Below are 14,931 nucleotides of genomic sequence, written 5' to 3'. Positions count from 1 at the left end.
CCGCCGCGATCTGGCACAACTTCCAGACCGGGCAGGCGGTCAGCCGCTCACTGACCGCCTATGACCACTGACCGTGTTCGGAAAGACTCGTCTAGTGAAGAACGTCGTCGACTCCTCCAAGTACGTCAGCGAGTTCCGCCTGGAGGACTACCCGGTCGCCCCCGACGACGTCCTTCACACCGGCCGCGCCGCCTTCGACGCGGCCCTCAACACCGTCAACGTCGGCAAGTTCCACCTCTGTACCGCCTCGATCGGCATCTGCGAACACGCGATGTACGAGGCCGTCACTCATGCCCACAACCGCATCCTCTACGGCCGCCCCGTCACCGCCTTCCCGCACGTGCGCCGAGAGCTGGGCGAGGCGTACGTCCGCCTCGTCGGCATGAAAGTGTTCAGCGACCGTGCCGTCGACTACTTCCGTTCGGCCGGTCCCGAGGACCGCCGCTATCTGCTCTTCAACCCGATGACGAAGATGAAGGTGACCACGGAGGGCGAGAAGGTCATCGACCTGATGTGGGACGTCATCGCCGCCAAGGGCTTCGAGAAGGACAATTACTTCTCCCAGGCCGCCGTCGAGATCCGGGGGCTGCCCAAGCTCGAGGGCACGGTCCACGTCAACCTCGCGCTGATCCTCAAGTTCATGCGCAACCACCTGCTCGCGCCGATCGGCTACCCGCCGTGCCGACCCGCCTCGACGCGGCCGACGACACCTTCCTCTTCCAGCAGGGACCGGCCCGCGGCCTGGGATCCGTACGCTTCCACGACTGGCGCGCCGCCTACGACGCGTACGCCGAGGTACCGAACGTCGCCCGCTTCCGCGAGCAGGCCGACGCCCTGTGCGAGTTCGTGGCCACCGTCGCCCCCGATGAGGAGCAGAGCCGCGACCTCGACTTCCTGCTCTCCGTGGGCCAGCTGTTCGCGCTGGTGGTGCACGGACAGCTGATCCTGGAACGGGCTCGCCTGACGGACCTGGAAGAGTCTGTGCTCGACGAGCTGTTCTCCGTGCTCGTCCGCGACTTCTCCGGATACGCCGTCGAACTGCACGGCAAGGACTCCGCCACCGAGCAACAGCAGCGCTGGGCACTCGCCGCGGTCCGGCGACCTGTCGTCGACGAAGCACGGTCGGCGCAGGTCTGGGAGCGGGTCGAGGCACTGTCCGGGGCATACGAGATGGCGCAGTAACAGCACAGCCCAGCGATCCAGCGTACCTTCCGTGCGCGCCGGGGGCGTGGTAAATCCCATCGCGCGCGCCGGGGAGGTGCTTCTTTCTCCCGGCCACGGACCAGCCGCGCGGGACTGCGCGACCCTGGTGGTCATTCTCCTGGGTCACGCTGCCAGGTGTAATTCAAGGCGAGCGAGGTGGGTGGTTCGGGTGCGGTCGAGGGGGTGGCCGTTCCACCAGGCGTGGAGTCGGATCAGGTTCAGTGCGACGGCGCTGTAGACGTGTTCGCGGCTTGGGTGACCCAGTCCGCGGTGGGGTGCGCCGTCGCGCCGATAATGCGGATGCGTCGGTTGGCATGCTCGATGACGGCGAAGACATAAAGGGTTGCGCTGTTCAAAGTAGTGACGGTGAAGAAGTCGCAGGCCAGAGTCGCGTGGGCCTGACGACGCAAGAACGCGGCCCAGGTCTGACGGTCACGTACGGGCGCCGACTCAATCCCGTGCGCTCGCAGGATCTCCCAGACCGTGGACGGTGCCACCTCAGGATCGTCTCGGGTGAGACGATCAAGTGCAGCTGCCGCCGCTTGGGGCTGGGGAGCCGGTGGAGGAGCGCGGCCAGGAAAGCGCGGTCCGCGGGGGTGATGCGCGGCCTGTTGATCTGCCTCTGGAGGACAGCCAGTTGGTGGCGCAGCGTCAAGATCTCGATGTCCTTGTCCACAGTGCTCATCGGCAGCAGCCGTATGAAGGTGAACATGCTCGACATGGCCAGGCAGGGCAGTCGCAACAGCACGATCCACCACCCTGGCACGCCCACCCGGCGATCACTGGCCATTCGCGAGAATCTGCAGGCCACAGGCCATGGATGGGGTTTCCGGCACCCGCAAGGCCAGGCGCAGCAGCACGACAGATCATGATGCCGTCCGCGTCTGTGCGCGTGAAGACACCGGAGATGTCGGTGAGCGCGGCTTGAGGAATCAGTCGATCAAGGCCACCACCTGGGTGGATGACTTATCGGCACCCGCATCCCTCGGTCCTTGCGACTTCCGTACTGGCCCATACGAATGATTCACCGGCGCCGCAGGGTGAACAATGGCACCTTGTGTCCCGAGTCGACGGCCGGGCGGCCGCTCGCGACCATACGTTGACTCGTGTGCCGCTGAGCTACGCCTTTGTGAACTTGAAGCCCGGGGTGGGAAAGACGACCAGCGCAGTCTGGTTGGCCCACGCACTCCACGAGTCGGGTATCCCACCGCTACTGGTCGACAGCGACCCCGCCTCCTCCGCGCTGCGCTGGAGCGAATTGGCGGGCGGCTTCCCGTTTCCTGTGGTCGCTCTTCCGGTGGGCGATGTGCACCGGCGCGTGGACGACTTCCTGGGCGATCGGCAGGCCGTCGTATTCGACGCTCCGCAGATGGAGGACCACGCGCACATCGCCCGCAGCATCATGAGGTATGCAGGCGAATGGATCGTGCCGGTGACTCCGGCTCCCATCGAGCTGGATCGCATGGCGCCCATTGGTGGCGAGATGGGCGAGGTACAGTCCTTGCGCGTCCAGCCGGCCCGCGCCACCGTTCTGCTGAACCGAACGAATCGTGCCGAGGCCACGCGTACCGGTCCCGATGCCGACGCCCGCGAAGCTCTCAGCGAGCGGGGATTCGACGTGTTGTCCACGCACATTCCGCGGCTCGACCTGTACGCCCAGTCATTCGGAAGTCCGGTGGCAGTCAAAGCCTCGGCGTACATGGACCTCGCAGACGAACTCATCAAGCGACAGGACAAGGCATGAACCAGCGGAAGGACACCTACCGAGCCGCATTGCAGCGCGGACCGGACGCTGTCGTACCACGTCCCGTCAAATTCACTCAGCTGCACACCCGATACGTGCGGGTGACCATCGAGCTCGACACCGGTTTGCCGCGTGACCTCGTGCAATGGGCAGGGTCAACGGTGTCCACGATGGTGCGGGCCGGCGCCGCTGCCCTGCGACCCCCGAGAAGCGCCCCGTAAGCCGGGTGACGCAGTCAAGCCAGTGGACCGGCCTCCGCTCGCCCACTGGCTTGACTGCGCCAGGGTGATCTCGCTGGATGGCGGAGGCCCGGAAATATGCGCCCGGTGGATGCCGGTTCTCATGGGGAGGCAGCGAGGGCACCCGGCGGATTTTGGAGCTTGAGCCGCCCCTGCGCGGGTACGAGCGTATCGTTAGCGATCAACTCGCCCCTCGGACACAACTACAACTACTGACGATACGGTGACGAGGGCCTCGACCTTACGGTCGCGGTCCTCATTGTGTGTTCGTAGCGGATGGTGATACCCAGGGCTTCGTAGAGCGGACCCTTCTTGGCGACGGCGGCAACCTGAATGCGCTGCGCAATATCTCCAAGACTCTCAGTGATCTGCTGAATCTGTTGCGCGTCGAGGCGGCATCAGCTTTCTTCGCGGCCGAGCTCGACCGGCCACCGAAGCGCTCGTAGCGTTCCTCGACACACGCTCTCAGGTGTTCGGAGTCGAGCCGATCTGCCGAGTCCTGACCAGCCACGGACTGAATTCCACCGTCGCCGGGTCGCATCCGCCGTGAGGGGTGCGGGTGCTGAGCGAGGGTGGGTGTGCGGTGCCGGGCGCCGGTGCGCCGAGGCCCGAGGCATACCCGAGCATGCATACAACGATTCTGTCGGCTATGCGTCAGTTGACCCGCCGTTTGTTTTGCCTCCTACACGAGCAGGGCCCGTGAAGCAACTGAAGGCCTGGTCAGAGGGCGTCGACGCCACTCACCTTCCAGCCGTCGGAGGTGCGCGTGAGCGTCAATCGCACCCGGTTCAGGTCCAGCCGGGGCTCCGGGACCTGGGTGCTCTGGGTGACCTGGTTGACGAAGAGCAGGACGACGGCCTTGTCCGGTGTGGCCGACACGACGGAGGCGGCAGGGGCGCCGCCGTCGGTGGGTGTGGCCACGGTCGCCTTCACCACGCCGTGGTACTTCGTCGCGGTCGGCGCGACCACCGTCTTCGTGGTCTTGCCGTACTGGTCGCGGAAGTGCCCGGTCAGCAGGGCGCGGGCCCGGGCGAAGTCACGGTCGAGGTGCCGGTAGTCGTACGACAGCACGACCGGCGCGGCCTTCCGCGCGGCCGCGACGGCCTCGCCGCGGGCCTGCTCCGCCTGCTGCCCCTGCCGGTACTGCCACCCGAGGACGGCGGCCACGACCAGGGCCGCCACGAGGACGACGCCCAGCACCGCGGTGAGCACGCTCCGTCCGATCCTGTGCGAGGGGGCGCTCTCCTCCGGCTCGTCCTCGAAGGGCGCGGGCTCCGGAGGGTCCTCCCAGCCGCCCGCCGGGGGCTCGACGAGCAGGGTGCGTCCGGATGCGGCTTCCTCTTCCTGGCGGGCAGCGCGCTCGGGGCGCGCCGGCCGCCCGGCGCGCTTGGCCGCCGCGCGGGCGGCCGCGGTCATGGTGCGGCGGGCCGGGGAGCCGGTTCCGCGGGTGCGGGAGGTCGGGTTCGCCATGGTGTCTCTCCTCATGGATGGCCTCAGGGGTGGGTCAGCCGACGAACGTCACGTCCGAGGTCAGCCAGCGGCCGGCCACGCGCACGAGGTCGAGCTGGAGCCGGTAGGTGCGCGCCTGGCCGTCGGGCGCGGCGGTGTTGGTCACCTTGCTGTCGGCCACGACCAGGACCCGGGCCGAGTGCGCGTCGGACCGCACGACGCCCGCTTCCAGGACCTGCCCCTCGGACACCGACTTGTTCTCGACGACGAGCTTGGTCAGCTGTGCGGTCTGCGCGGCGAACTGTTTCCTGAAGTCGCCGGTGGCGCCCTTCAGCACGGTGCGGCTGTCCCGGTCGTAGTGCCGGTAGTCGAGCGAGGTGAAGTTCAGCGCCGACTGGCGGGCCGCCGCCAGGATGTCCTGACGGCGCTGCTCCGCCGCGCGCTGGTCGGCCAACTTCAGGCCCAGCCAGACACACAGCACGGTCGTCAGGACGGTCGCGGCGACGAGCCCCGCCGGCAGCAGCCTCGCCCGGCTCCCTGTCACGCCATCGGTCCCACGAGCAGCCATTGCCACGACTCCCTTCCGAACACGGTCTGTTCTCCGCCCGTCGAGCCGATCTCGACGGGCGTTCCGTCCGGGCCGGTCGCGGTGCCGGTCTCCGGGTCGTACGGGGCCACGAACGCGGCCTGGTTCGCGCCGGCCGAACCGGTCGTCGCGCCGGGCGCGTTCTGGGCTCCGCGTACCGAGGTCCTGCTGCCGCGCGGTGCCGTGCAGCGCGCGTCGGTGTTCGCCGGGCGCGTGCTGGTGTCGGCGGGGTCGCGCCGCTGGGTGCCGTAGCCCTGGGTGCACGCGGGTGGGTCGTCGGCGTTCACGGTCAGCCCGAAGTGGGTGGTGCCGTCGCCGGGGATGACCGTGTAACTGCCCGCGACCGTGAGCGGCAGCGTGACCAGGGCCTGTTCGACACCGGGCAGCCGGGCCAGGGTGATCTGGCCGCCGCTGATGAGGTTGGCCAGCAGGACCGGCACGTACGGCCGGGTGGACTTCAGCAGGGAGTCCAACTGCTGCGCGGCGGGCGCCGTGTTGCCGATCAGCCGGCGCAGATCGCCGTCGCTCGACTTCAGCTGCTCGGTGAGCGTGGCCAGGTCGCGGGAGAACGACTTGATGGCCGAGCCCTGGTCGGCCTGTGTCCTGAGCACCTTTCGCGAGTCCTCGATCAGCGAGACCGTCTGGGGAAGCGACGCGGATGCCGACTCCACCAGCGCGTTGCCGGAGTCCACCAGCCGGCTCAGGTTCGGTCCCGTGCCGGCGAACGCCTTGCCCAACTCGTCGACGGTGACCCGCAGATCGTCCTTGCCGACCGAGTTGACCAGCCGGTCGAGGCTGAGGACCAGGTCGGTGACCGGCAGCGGGGTCCGGGTGCGGCTGCGCGGGATCGGGCTGCCGTCCATGAGGTACGGCCCGCCTGACCGCCGTGGCTGGAGGTCGACGTACTGCTCGCCCACCGCCGAACGGTCGGCGACCACCGCGAGCGTGTCGGCCGGGATCCTCGGGGCCCCGTCCTCGATCTTCAGCGCCACCGAGACCCCGGACCCGGTCAGCTGCAGATCGCCCACGCTGCCCACCGGCACACCCCGGTAGGTGACCTCGGCGCCGGGGAAGACGCCCCCGGACTCGGCGAAGTCGGCGCGCACGGTGTACCCGCGGTGCAGAACGTCGTCCACCAGGCCCGTGTAGCGGGCGCCGACGTACGACACCCCGAGGGCGGTGACGGTCGCGAAGGCGAGCAGCTGGGCCCTGACCGTACGTGTGATCACGGCAGTATCCCCTTCAGCATCAGCTCGGCGAGGCCGAGGTCCACCCCGGGCGGGAGGCGACGCGAGCCGCCCCCGGTGCCGTAGGCGGCGGTGCACACCGGCGGGCACAGCAGGGTGCTGCCGTCGGAGGGCGTCGAGGGCACGGCGGGCGCGGAGGGCACGGGGGGCACGGACGGGGTGCTCGGCAGGGACGGTGTGCCCGGCAGGGACGGGGTGGACGGGAGAGGTGGGGGAGTGGGGAGGCCGGGAAGGTGCGGGGTCCCGGGGGCCGGGGACTTCCCGCCCTTGCCCGGCTTGCCGGTGACGTTGCCGTACAGGTCCGCCAGGTCGAGGTCGGCGGTGATCTTCAGGTTGACGTAGTCGCCCTTGACGGCCTCCGTCGCGTTGCGCGGGAACGGGTAAGTGGTGAGCATCTCAAGGGAGTTGGGCAGGTCGTCGCCCGCTTTGTTCAGCTCCTGCAGGATGGGCTGGAGTTTCTTCAGGTTGGCGACGGTGTCGTCGTGGGAGGCGTTCACCACCTTGGTGCCGGTCTTGCCGAGTGTGGACAGGGCGGTGAGCATCTTCGTCAGGTCCTTGCGCTGGTCGGCGAGCGCCTTCAGAGCGGGTGGCATGGTGTCGACGGCCAGGGCGATCGTCTTCCTCTCCTTCTTCAGCCGGCCGGCCAGCCGGTCGACGCCTTTCAGCGCGCGCACGATCTCCGCCCGCTGGCCGTCGAGGCCGCCGAGGAACGTGTCGAGCTGCTTCAGCAGGGACCTGACCCGGTCCTCGCGGCCGCTCAGGGCTTTGTTCAGCTCGACGGTGATCGTCTTCAGCTGGGCCACCCCGCCGCCGTTGAGCAGTGCGGACAGGGCCGACAGCACCTCCTCGACCTCCGGGTTGCGGCCGCTGCGGGACAGCGGGATGAGGTCGCCGTCGTGGAGCCGTCCGACGGGCGCGGTGCCGGCCGGCGCGGACAGGGCGACGTACTTCTCGCCGAGCATGCTCGTCTGCCTCAGGTCGGCGACCGCGTTGCCGGGCAGCTTCACCGAGTCGGCGATGCGCAGCCGTACCCGCGCGTGCCAGCCGTCCAGTTGCACCTTCTCGACCGTGCCCACGGTGACGTCGTTGACCTTGACCGCTGACTGGGGCACCAGGTCCAGGACGTCCCGGAACTCGACGGTGACGTGGTAGGCGTGGCCGTCCGAGGCGGCGGCGCCGGGAAGGGGGATGTCGTACCAGCCGTTGAACTCGCAGCCGGTCAGCAGCAGTGAGCCGACCACGGTCCATGCGGCCACCCGCCCCAAGCTCTTCACGCTCATGCCGGTGCCCCCAGGATTCCGCCGAGGGTCTTGTCGACCGTGCCCGTCCACGCCGGGGCCGACGGCACCTTGGGCAGGGAGTCGAACAGCTTCTTCAGCCCGGCGCAGTTGTCGTGGTCGTCGCCGGTTGTCTTCAGGATCGAGCAGAGCAGGGACGACGGATCCTGAGGGGCTTGCGCGTTGTTGCGGGTGTCGAGGGTGCCGGCGGCGGGGTTGTAGGCGTTCTGCAGGTTCGACAGGCCCGTGGGAGCGACGGTCAACAGCTCTTCCAGTGCGGCCCGTTGGGTGACGAGGACGTTGGTGACCTTGGCCAGGCCCTTCACGTCCGACGTCAGCGCCTTCTTGTTGCCCTTCACGAAGCCGGACACGTCACCGAGCGCGGTGGCCAGGTACTTCAGCGCGGCCGCGAGATCCTTGCGCTCCCCGGCCAGCTGCCCGGCCACGTCGGCGAGGTCGGTGTTGAACGACCGCACGCTGGTGTCGTCCGCCGCCAGCGCGGCCGTGAACACCTGAAGGTTCCGCACGGTCCCGAACAGGTCGCCGCGCCCGTCGGACAGCGTGGTGACCGCCTGGGAGAGGTCCTCGACCGTCTGGTTGAGGTTCTCGCCCTGTCCCTGGAGGTTGTCCGCGCTCACCCCGAGCAGCCGGGACAGTGCGCCCTTCTTGTTGGCGCCGTTCGGGCCGAGCGCCTCGGCGGTGGTGTGCAGGCTGTCGAAGATCCGGTCCAGCTCGACGGGGACGGCGGTACGGGACTCGGGGATGACGTCGCCGTCCCGGAGCACCGCGCCCTTGCGGTACACCGGCAGCAGCTGCACGTAACGGTCGCTGACCACCGAGGAGTTGACGATGGCGGCCTGTGCGTCGGCGGGGACCTTGCGGCCCCGGTCGTACTCCAGCTCCACCCGTACCCGGTCGCCCTCCGGCGTGATCTTCCTGACCCCGCCGATGCGGACGCCGAGGACGCGGACGTCGGAGCCGGGGTAGATGCCGACGGTGCGCGGGAAGTACGCCGTGACGCGGACGGGGTCGGGGCCCGGCCAGAGGACGACGGCGAGACCGACGACGACCGCGAGCGCGGTGAACAGGGCCAGGAGTCTGCGGGTCATCGGGTTCCTCCCGACCGTGGCGTGACCGGGGCGGCCACCAGGTTCTGGATGTAGGAGTCGAACCAGCGGCCGTTGCCGAGGGTGTTGGTGAAGAGCCGCACGTAGGGCGCGAGCAGCTGGACGCTGCGGTCGAGGCTCGCCTGGTTGCGTTCGAGCATCTTCACGAAGGTGTTGAGGTTCTTCAGCGCGGGTCCGAGCTCCTTGCTGTTGTCGTCGACGAGGCCGGACAGCTCGATGCCCAGCAGCGCGGAACTCTTGAGCAGCGTGTGAATCGCCGCGCGCCGCTGGTCGATCTCCTTGAACAGCGCGTCACCGTCCTTCACCAGCGCCGAGAAGTCCTTCGTGTGACCGGCCAGCACCTTGGTGACTCCGTTCGCATGGTCGAGGAGCCCGCGCAGCGCCTTGTCACGGGAGGCGACGGTCCGGGAGATCCGCGACAGTCCCTTGATCGACGCCCGCACCTCCTCGGGGGAGTCCTGGAAGGTGACGGAGATCGTGTCCAGCGCCCTCGCGAGCCGGTCCGTGTCGACCTTCTCGCTGGTGGTCGTCAGGTCGCTGAAGGCCTGGACGACGTCGTACGCCGACACGGTCCGCCCGAGCGGGATCTCGCTGCCCGGCCTCAACTGGCCGGGCCCTTTCGGGTACAGGGCCAGGTACTTCGCGCCGAGGATCGTCTTGACGCGGATCGCCGCGCCCGTGTCGGTGCCGAACCCCGGGTGACCCTTCACCTTGAAGGTGACCTTGACGTGGTCGCCGTCCAGGTCGACGCCGTCGACCTTGCCGACCTTGACCCCGGCGATCCGTACCTCGTCACCCGGCTTGAGCCCGCCGGCCTCGGAGAAGGCCGCACTGTAGGTGTCGCCGCCGCCGATCAGCGGCAGGCTGTCGGCGTTGAAGGCGGCAAAGGTGAGCAGCGCGAGGACGGTCAGGCCGACGGCGCCCACGACGACCGGGTTGCTCCCCCACTGCCTGAAAGGCGTGGGAGGTGCCCCCACCCGGAAGGGCTTCAGACGCGGACGCCGCAGCCGGATCCTGGGCAGCTTGGGCGGCAGGACGCGCACCTTGACCAACGGCTGGGGGCGGGTCTTGCGCCTGGGCAGCAGCCGGGGGAGTTTCGGCAGCTTCGGCGGCAGGACCCGTACCTTCACCAGGGGTTCGGGGCGGCGCCGCCGTCTCGGGACACGCAGTCTCATTCCCCACACCTCGCCCGCGCCACGTGCAGGTCCGGGGTGATCACCTGCTTGGTCTTCGGCAGCACGATCCGGCCGTCGAAGTCGCAGAGGTAGAAGTTGAACCACGAGCCGTACGAGGCCGTCCCCGTCAGCTTGTTCAGCTTGTTCGGCAGCCGCTTCAGGACGCCCTCCACGGTGTTCTGGTTCTTGTTCAGCGTTCCGGTGAGATCGCCTAGCCCGGCGATGTCGTCCTTCAGCGGTGGACGCGCGTCCTTCAGCAGCCCCGACGTGACGTCCGTGAGGTCGCCGATGCTCACCAGCGACTCCCCGATGGGCTTGCGGTCGGCGGACAGCCCCGAGACCACCCGACGCAGCTGCGTGAGGAGGTCGGAGAAGCGGGAACCGCGCTTGTCGAGCGTCGCCAGGACGGTATTGAGGTTGTCGACCACCGAGCCGATCAGCTTGTCGCGGTCGGCGAGGGTGGTGGTGAGCGAGGCCGTGTGCGCGAGGAGGCTGTTCACCGTGCCGCCCTCGCCCTGGAGGGTCTGGATGATCTCGGTGGCGAGCTGGTTGACGTCGCTCGGGCTGAGCGCGGCGAACAGCGGCTTGAAGCCGTTCAGCAGGGCGTTGAGGTCCAGCGCCGGCTGGGTCCGGGACAGCGGGATGGTGCCGCCCGGCCGCAGCCGGGCGGTGACGTCGCCGGGGCCCTCGGTGAGCGCGATGTACCGCTGCCCGACCAGGTTGCGGTAGCGGACGACCGCGTGGGTCCCCGCGAGCAGCGGCCGGACCGCGCTGACGGTGAACGTGACCTCCGCCAGGGTTCGGTCCTTGATCCGGATTCCCTCGACCTCTCCCACCCGCACTCCGGCCCCCCGTATGTCGTCGCCGGTCTCCAGCCCGGTGACGTCGGTGAACACCGCGTGGTAGGTATCCTTCGGGGTGAAGGAGATGTTGACGATGGTGGCGGCGAGCAGCGCCGTCGCCGCCATCGTGACCAGTGCGAAGAGGCTGAACTTGATCAGCGGGGCGGCGGTCTGCCTGGCTCCTGACCTGCTCATGCGACACTCACCGCCGTTCCGCGCGCGAGCGGACCGAACAGCAGGGTCGTGACGGGCGGCACCTGGTCGGCGGGGACGCCCATGACGGGGGCCACGAGCGAGCCGACGGCCCGCTGCTCGGCCCGGGTGGCGGACACGTTGACACCTCCGGGGAGTGCGCCGTCGGAACCTCCGGCCGACGTACCGTCATTGAGATGGGGTTTGGACCCGGGCACCTGCGGATGCGGCAGGCCACGGCAGTTCGGGCCGGACCGCTCGCCGTACACCGGCTCCTCACCGGGCCGGTACGCCCCCTGCGGCCGGACGACTTCGAGGGTGATCCGCATCTCGCCGCCCCGGAACGCGTCCTCCGACGCCTTCTCCTGCCGGACCAGGCCCTGGAAAAGGCACGGGTACTCGGGGGAGTAGCGGGCGAAGAGCTCCAGGGTGGGGCGGGAGACCCGGCCCAGGGTGATCAGCCGGTCGCCGTTCTCGGACAGGAAGTCGTTCGCCGTGCCCGCCACGGCGGCGGTCGAGCGGAGCCCTGCGGCCAGCTGGTCCTGCTTGTCCACGATCGTCCGGCTGGTGGTGACCGTGTTGCGCAGGATCCGCATCAGGTCGGGCGCGGCGTCGCCGTACACCTCGGCGACGTCCGCGAACCGCGAGATGTCCTCCTTGAGGGAGGGCATGTGCGGGTTGAGCCGGCGCAGGTAACCCTCGACCCGGGTGAGGTTGTCACCGATCCGGTCGCCGCGGCCCTCCAGCGCGGTGGCGAACGCCGAGAGGGTCGCGTTGAGTTGACCCGGCTGGACCGTGCGCAGCAGCGGCAGCAGGTCGTTCATCAGCTGCTGCACCTCGATGCCGACCTTCGTACGGTCCTGGGTGATGACGTCCCCGGCGCGGATGGGCCGAGCCGAGGACTGCGGGGGCGGGATCAGGTCGACGTACTTCTCGCCGAACAGCGTCTTGGGCAGCAGCCGCGCGCGCACGTCCGAGGGGATGTACGACACGTACTGGGGCTTGAGCGCGATGTCGAGCGTGGCCTTGGTGCCGTCCGCGTGCACCTCGCGCACCTCGCCGACCAGCAGCCCGCGCAGCTTGACGTCGGCGCGTGGATCGAGCTGGTTGCCGAGGGTGCCGGCCTCCAGGGTGATGGGCACGACGGACGTGAACGCCTGCTGGTAGACGGCCACCGCGAGCGACAGCAGCAGCGCGAGCACGGCGAGGAATGCGACGCCGTACAGCCTGAGTCTCGTTCTGTGCGTGCGCACCGCTCTCACCCCGCTATCCGTACGGTTGTGCTGGCGCCCCAGATCGCGAGGCTCAGGAAGAAGTCGAGGACGTTGATGGCGACGATCGACGTCCGCACCGCACGGCCCACCGCGACGCCGACACCGGCCGGGCCGCCGCTCGCGTGGTAGCCGTAGTAGCAGTGCACCAGGATGATCAGCACGGCGAAGACGATCACCTTGCCGAAGGACCAGAACACGTCGACGGGCGGCAGGTACTGGTGGAAGTAGTGGTCGTACGTGCCCGTCGACTGCCCGTAGTAGCCGGTGGTGATGGTGCGGGCCGCCAGGTACGAGGACAGCAGCCCGATCACGTACAGCGGGATCACCGCGACGAAGCCGGCGATCATCCGGGTCGTCACCAGGAACGGCAGCGACGGGACGCCCATCACCTCCAGCGCGTCGGTCTCCTCGCTGATCCGCATCGCACCGAGCTGCGCGGTGAACCCCGCGCCGACCGTCGCGGACAGGGCGAGCCCGGCCACCAGCGGGGCGATCTCCCGGGTGTTGAAGTACGCCGACAGGAACGCCACGAAGTTGGAGGTGCCGAGCTGGTTGAGGGCCGCGTAGCCCTGGAGGCCGACCTCGGTGCCGGTGAAGAAGGACAGGAAGGCGATCACGCCGACCGTGCCGCCTACGACGGCGAGCGCGCCGCGCCCGAAGCTCACCTCGGCGAGCAGCCGCAGGATCTCCTTCTTGTAGCGGCGCAGGGTGCGGCCCGTCCATGCCAGCGAGCGGCCGTAGAAGGAAAGTTGGATGCCCAGCTCTTCGAGTGAGCGCAAGGGGCGATCGAGGACATTCCGAGGTCTCATCGGCTAACCCCTCTGCGGGACGACCTGGAAGTACACCGCGGTCATCACGAAGTTGGTCACGAACAGCAACATGAAGGTGATCACCACGGACTGGTTGACGGCATCGCCCACACCCTTCGGACCGCCCTGTGCCGTCAGCCCCTTGTACGAGGCGACGATCGCCGCGATGGCCCCGAACACGAGCGCCTTGATCTCCGCCGCCCCCAGGTCGGACAGCTGGGCGAGGGTGGTGAAGGAGGCCAGGTAGGCGCCGGGCGTGCCGTGCTGGAGGACGACGTTGAAGAAGTAGCCGCCCGCGACACCGACGACCGAGACGAGGCCGTTGAGCAGCACGGCCACGACCATCGACGCCAGCACGCGCGGTACGACGAGCCGGTGGATCGGGTCGATTCCGAGCACCTGCATCGCGTCGATCTCGTCCCGGATCTTGCGCGCCCCGAGGTCCGCACAGATCGCCGTGCCGCCTGCGCCCGCGATCAGCAGCGCGGTGACGATCGGCGAGGCCTCGCGCAGCACCGCGAGCACGGACGCGGCACCGGAGAAGGACTGTGCGCCCAACTGCTGGGTCAGGCTGCCGATCTGCAGCGCGATGACCGCCCCGAAGGGGATCGAGACCAGCGCCGTCGGCAGAATGGTGACGCTCGCGACGAACCACGCCTGCTGGATGAACTCCCTTGCCTGGAAGGGCCGTCGGGGCAGGGTCCGTACGACGTCCAGCGCCATCGCGAAGAGGTTGCCCGAGTGCCGGAGCGCACCTGCCGGGGAGAGCCTCATGCGCTGCTCGCCCCCGTCCCGTGCAGCGCTGCCTCGCGTCGCGCGATGGCCTCCCAGCGGGACGGGCGGGTGATGCCGGGGCCGGGCAACAGGCGGGGAGTCAGGTCCCGGATTCGTGGACCCTCGTCGATCTGGGCCAGCTCCTGCTCGACCTGGGCCGCGTCCTTCTCCTCCGCCATGCCGATCGGCCCCTGCATCCGGCCGTTCAGGAACTGCCGTACGACGGGCTCTTCACTGGCCAGCAGCTCCTCGCGGGGCCCGAACATCACCAGCTCGCGCCGGAACAGCAGCCCGATGTTGTCCGGGACCTGGCGGGCCGAGGCGATGTCGTGGGTGACGATCAGGAAGGTCGCGTCGATCTGTGCGTTGAGGTCGACGATGAGCTGGTTGAGGTAGGCCACGCGGACCGGGTCCAGGCCCGAGTCCGGCTCGTCGAACAGGATGATCTCCGGGTCGAGGACCAGGGCGCGGGCGAGCCCGGCACGCTTGCGCATCCCGCCGGAGATCTCGCCCGGCAGCTTCTCCTCGGCGCCGATCAGCCCGACCATGTCCATCTTTTCGAGGACAGTCCGCTTGATCTCGCTCTCGGACCTGCGGGTGTGCTCGCGCAGCGGGAAGGCGATGTTGTCGTACAGGTTCATCGAGCCGAAGAGCGCGCCGTCCTGGAACAGCACGCCGAAAAGCTTCCGCACCTCGTACAGGTCGTGCTCACGGAGCTTGGTGATGTCCCGGCCCTGGATCGTGATGGAGCCGCGCTCCGGCTTCAGCAGCCCCACGAGCGTTTTGAGGAACACCGACTTGCCCGTCCCCGAGGGGCCGAGCATCACCGAGACCTCCCCGGCGGGCAGCGTCAGCGAGACGTCCTGCCAGATGACCTGGTGGCCGAAGGACTTGGTCAGCCCTTCCACACAGATCTCGACACCCATCCGGTTCTACCCTTCGCCCGTGGAGCGGCTTCGACATCTGCTCTACGGGGAGTGGCGGCGCGTCCGT

The 14,931-nt window shown here is 68.9% G+C and carries 13 protein-coding genes and 2 pseudogenes; 3 read left to right on the top strand and 12 right to left on the bottom strand.

Features of this window, described 5'->3' with window-relative positions; all coding sequences use genetic code 11:
* Positions 1 to 91: 91 nt before the first annotated feature.
* A pseudogene (locus ABTY98_RS18945) lies at positions 92 to 1,182 on the top strand (acyl-CoA dehydrogenase family protein); the annotation flags it as partial.
* A gap of 266 nt (positions 1,183 to 1,448) precedes the next feature.
* On the opposite strand, the pseudogene ABTY98_RS18940 reads toward ABTY98_RS18945, so the two are convergent.
* Positions 1,449 to 1,951 (bottom strand): annotated as a pseudogene (locus ABTY98_RS18940) (integrase); the annotation flags it as partial.
* 360 nt (positions 1,952 to 2,311) lie between these two features.
* Here ABTY98_RS18940 and ABTY98_RS18935 point away from each other — a divergent pair.
* Together ABTY98_RS18935 and ABTY98_RS18930 are read left to right on the top strand one after the other, a co-directional pair.
* Positions 2,312 to 2,947: a nucleotide-binding protein gene (locus tag ABTY98_RS18935; RefSeq protein ID WP_352222052.1), complete on the top strand. Its 636-nt coding sequence runs from the start codon at positions 2,312 to 2,314 to the stop codon at positions 2,945 to 2,947.
* Between the two features lie 502 nt (positions 2,948 to 3,449).
* On the top strand, positions 3,450 to 3,632 hold the full coding sequence (locus ABTY98_RS18930) for a hypothetical protein (RefSeq protein ID WP_352222051.1): 183 nt from the start codon (positions 3,450 to 3,452) through the stop codon (positions 3,630 to 3,632).
* A 274-nt stretch (positions 3,633 to 3,906) separates the two neighbouring features.
* Here the strand turns inward: ABTY98_RS18930 and ABTY98_RS18925 are convergent, their stop codons facing one another.
* The 11 genes from ABTY98_RS18925 to ABTY98_RS18875 are packed head-to-tail and all read right to left on the bottom strand — an operon-like array spanning position 3,907 to position 14,864.
* The gene (locus tag ABTY98_RS18925; protein ID WP_352222050.1) at positions 3,907 to 4,656 is read right to left on the bottom strand and encodes an Rv1363c family protein; all 750 of its coding nucleotides are present in this window, start codon (positions 4,654 to 4,656) and stop codon (positions 3,907 to 3,909) included.
* A 34-nt stretch (positions 4,657 to 4,690) separates the two neighbouring features.
* Entirely contained in the window at positions 4,691 to 5,203 is a 513-nt protein-coding gene (locus tag ABTY98_RS18920; protein ID WP_352222049.1) for an Rv1363c family protein, read from the bottom strand.
* Complete coding sequence (locus ABTY98_RS18915) at positions 5,176 to 6,450, bottom strand: MCE family protein (RefSeq protein ID WP_352222048.1); 1,275 nt, start codon at positions 6,448 to 6,450, stop codon at positions 5,176 to 5,178. The genes ABTY98_RS18920 and ABTY98_RS18915 overlap by 28 nt, the downstream gene beginning before the upstream one ends.
* The gene (locus ABTY98_RS18910) at positions 6,447 to 7,748 is read right to left on the bottom strand and encodes an MCE family protein (protein ID WP_352222047.1); all 1,302 of its coding nucleotides are present in this window, start codon (positions 7,746 to 7,748) and stop codon (positions 6,447 to 6,449) included. The genes ABTY98_RS18915 and ABTY98_RS18910 overlap by 4 nt, the downstream gene beginning before the upstream one ends.
* Positions 7,745 to 8,854 (bottom strand): MCE family protein, encoded by a 1,110-nt coding sequence (locus tag ABTY98_RS18905; protein ID WP_352222046.1) that lies wholly within the window; start codon positions 8,852 to 8,854, stop codon positions 7,745 to 7,747. The genes ABTY98_RS18910 and ABTY98_RS18905 overlap by 4 nt, the downstream gene beginning before the upstream one ends.
* Complete coding sequence (locus tag ABTY98_RS18900; protein ID WP_352222045.1) at positions 8,851 to 10,047, bottom strand: MCE family protein; 1,197 nt, start codon at positions 10,045 to 10,047, stop codon at positions 8,851 to 8,853. The genes ABTY98_RS18905 and ABTY98_RS18900 overlap by 4 nt, the downstream gene beginning before the upstream one ends.
* Positions 10,044 to 11,084 carry an MCE family protein gene (locus tag ABTY98_RS18895; protein WP_352222044.1) on the bottom strand — a complete coding sequence of 347 codons (1,041 nt, stop codon included), beginning with the start codon at positions 11,082 to 11,084 and terminating at the stop codon, positions 10,044 to 10,046. The genes ABTY98_RS18900 and ABTY98_RS18895 overlap by 4 nt, the downstream gene beginning before the upstream one ends.
* Positions 11,081 to 12,334, bottom strand: a complete 1,254-nt coding sequence (locus tag ABTY98_RS18890; protein WP_502994267.1) for an MCE family protein — start codon at positions 12,332 to 12,334, stop codon at positions 11,081 to 11,083. Before ABTY98_RS18890 ends, ABTY98_RS18895 begins: the two co-directional genes overlap by 4 nt.
* 5 nt (positions 12,335 to 12,339) lie before the next feature.
* Positions 12,340 to 13,164 (bottom strand): MlaE family ABC transporter permease, encoded by an 825-nt coding sequence (locus ABTY98_RS18885; RefSeq protein WP_352222042.1) that lies wholly within the window; start codon positions 13,162 to 13,164, stop codon positions 12,340 to 12,342.
* A gap of 3 nt (positions 13,165 to 13,167) precedes the next feature.
* The gene (locus tag ABTY98_RS18880) at positions 13,168 to 13,938 is read right to left on the bottom strand and encodes an MlaE family ABC transporter permease (RefSeq protein ID WP_352222041.1); all 771 of its coding nucleotides are present in this window, start codon (positions 13,936 to 13,938) and stop codon (positions 13,168 to 13,170) included.
* Positions 13,935 to 14,864 carry an ABC transporter ATP-binding protein gene (locus ABTY98_RS18875; RefSeq protein ID WP_352222040.1) on the bottom strand — a complete coding sequence of 310 codons (930 nt, stop codon included), beginning with the start codon at positions 14,862 to 14,864 and terminating at the stop codon, positions 13,935 to 13,937. Before ABTY98_RS18875 ends, ABTY98_RS18880 begins: the two co-directional genes overlap by 4 nt.
* Positions 14,865 to 14,931: the final 67 nt, after the last annotated feature.

This window comes from Streptomyces sp. NPDC096040, assembly GCF_040303265.1.
GTDB lineage: Bacteria > Actinomycetota > Actinomycetes > Streptomycetales > Streptomycetaceae > Streptomyces.
Note: the sequence above shows the minus strand (reverse complement) of the source record. Positions and strands in the feature narration are given on the sequence as shown.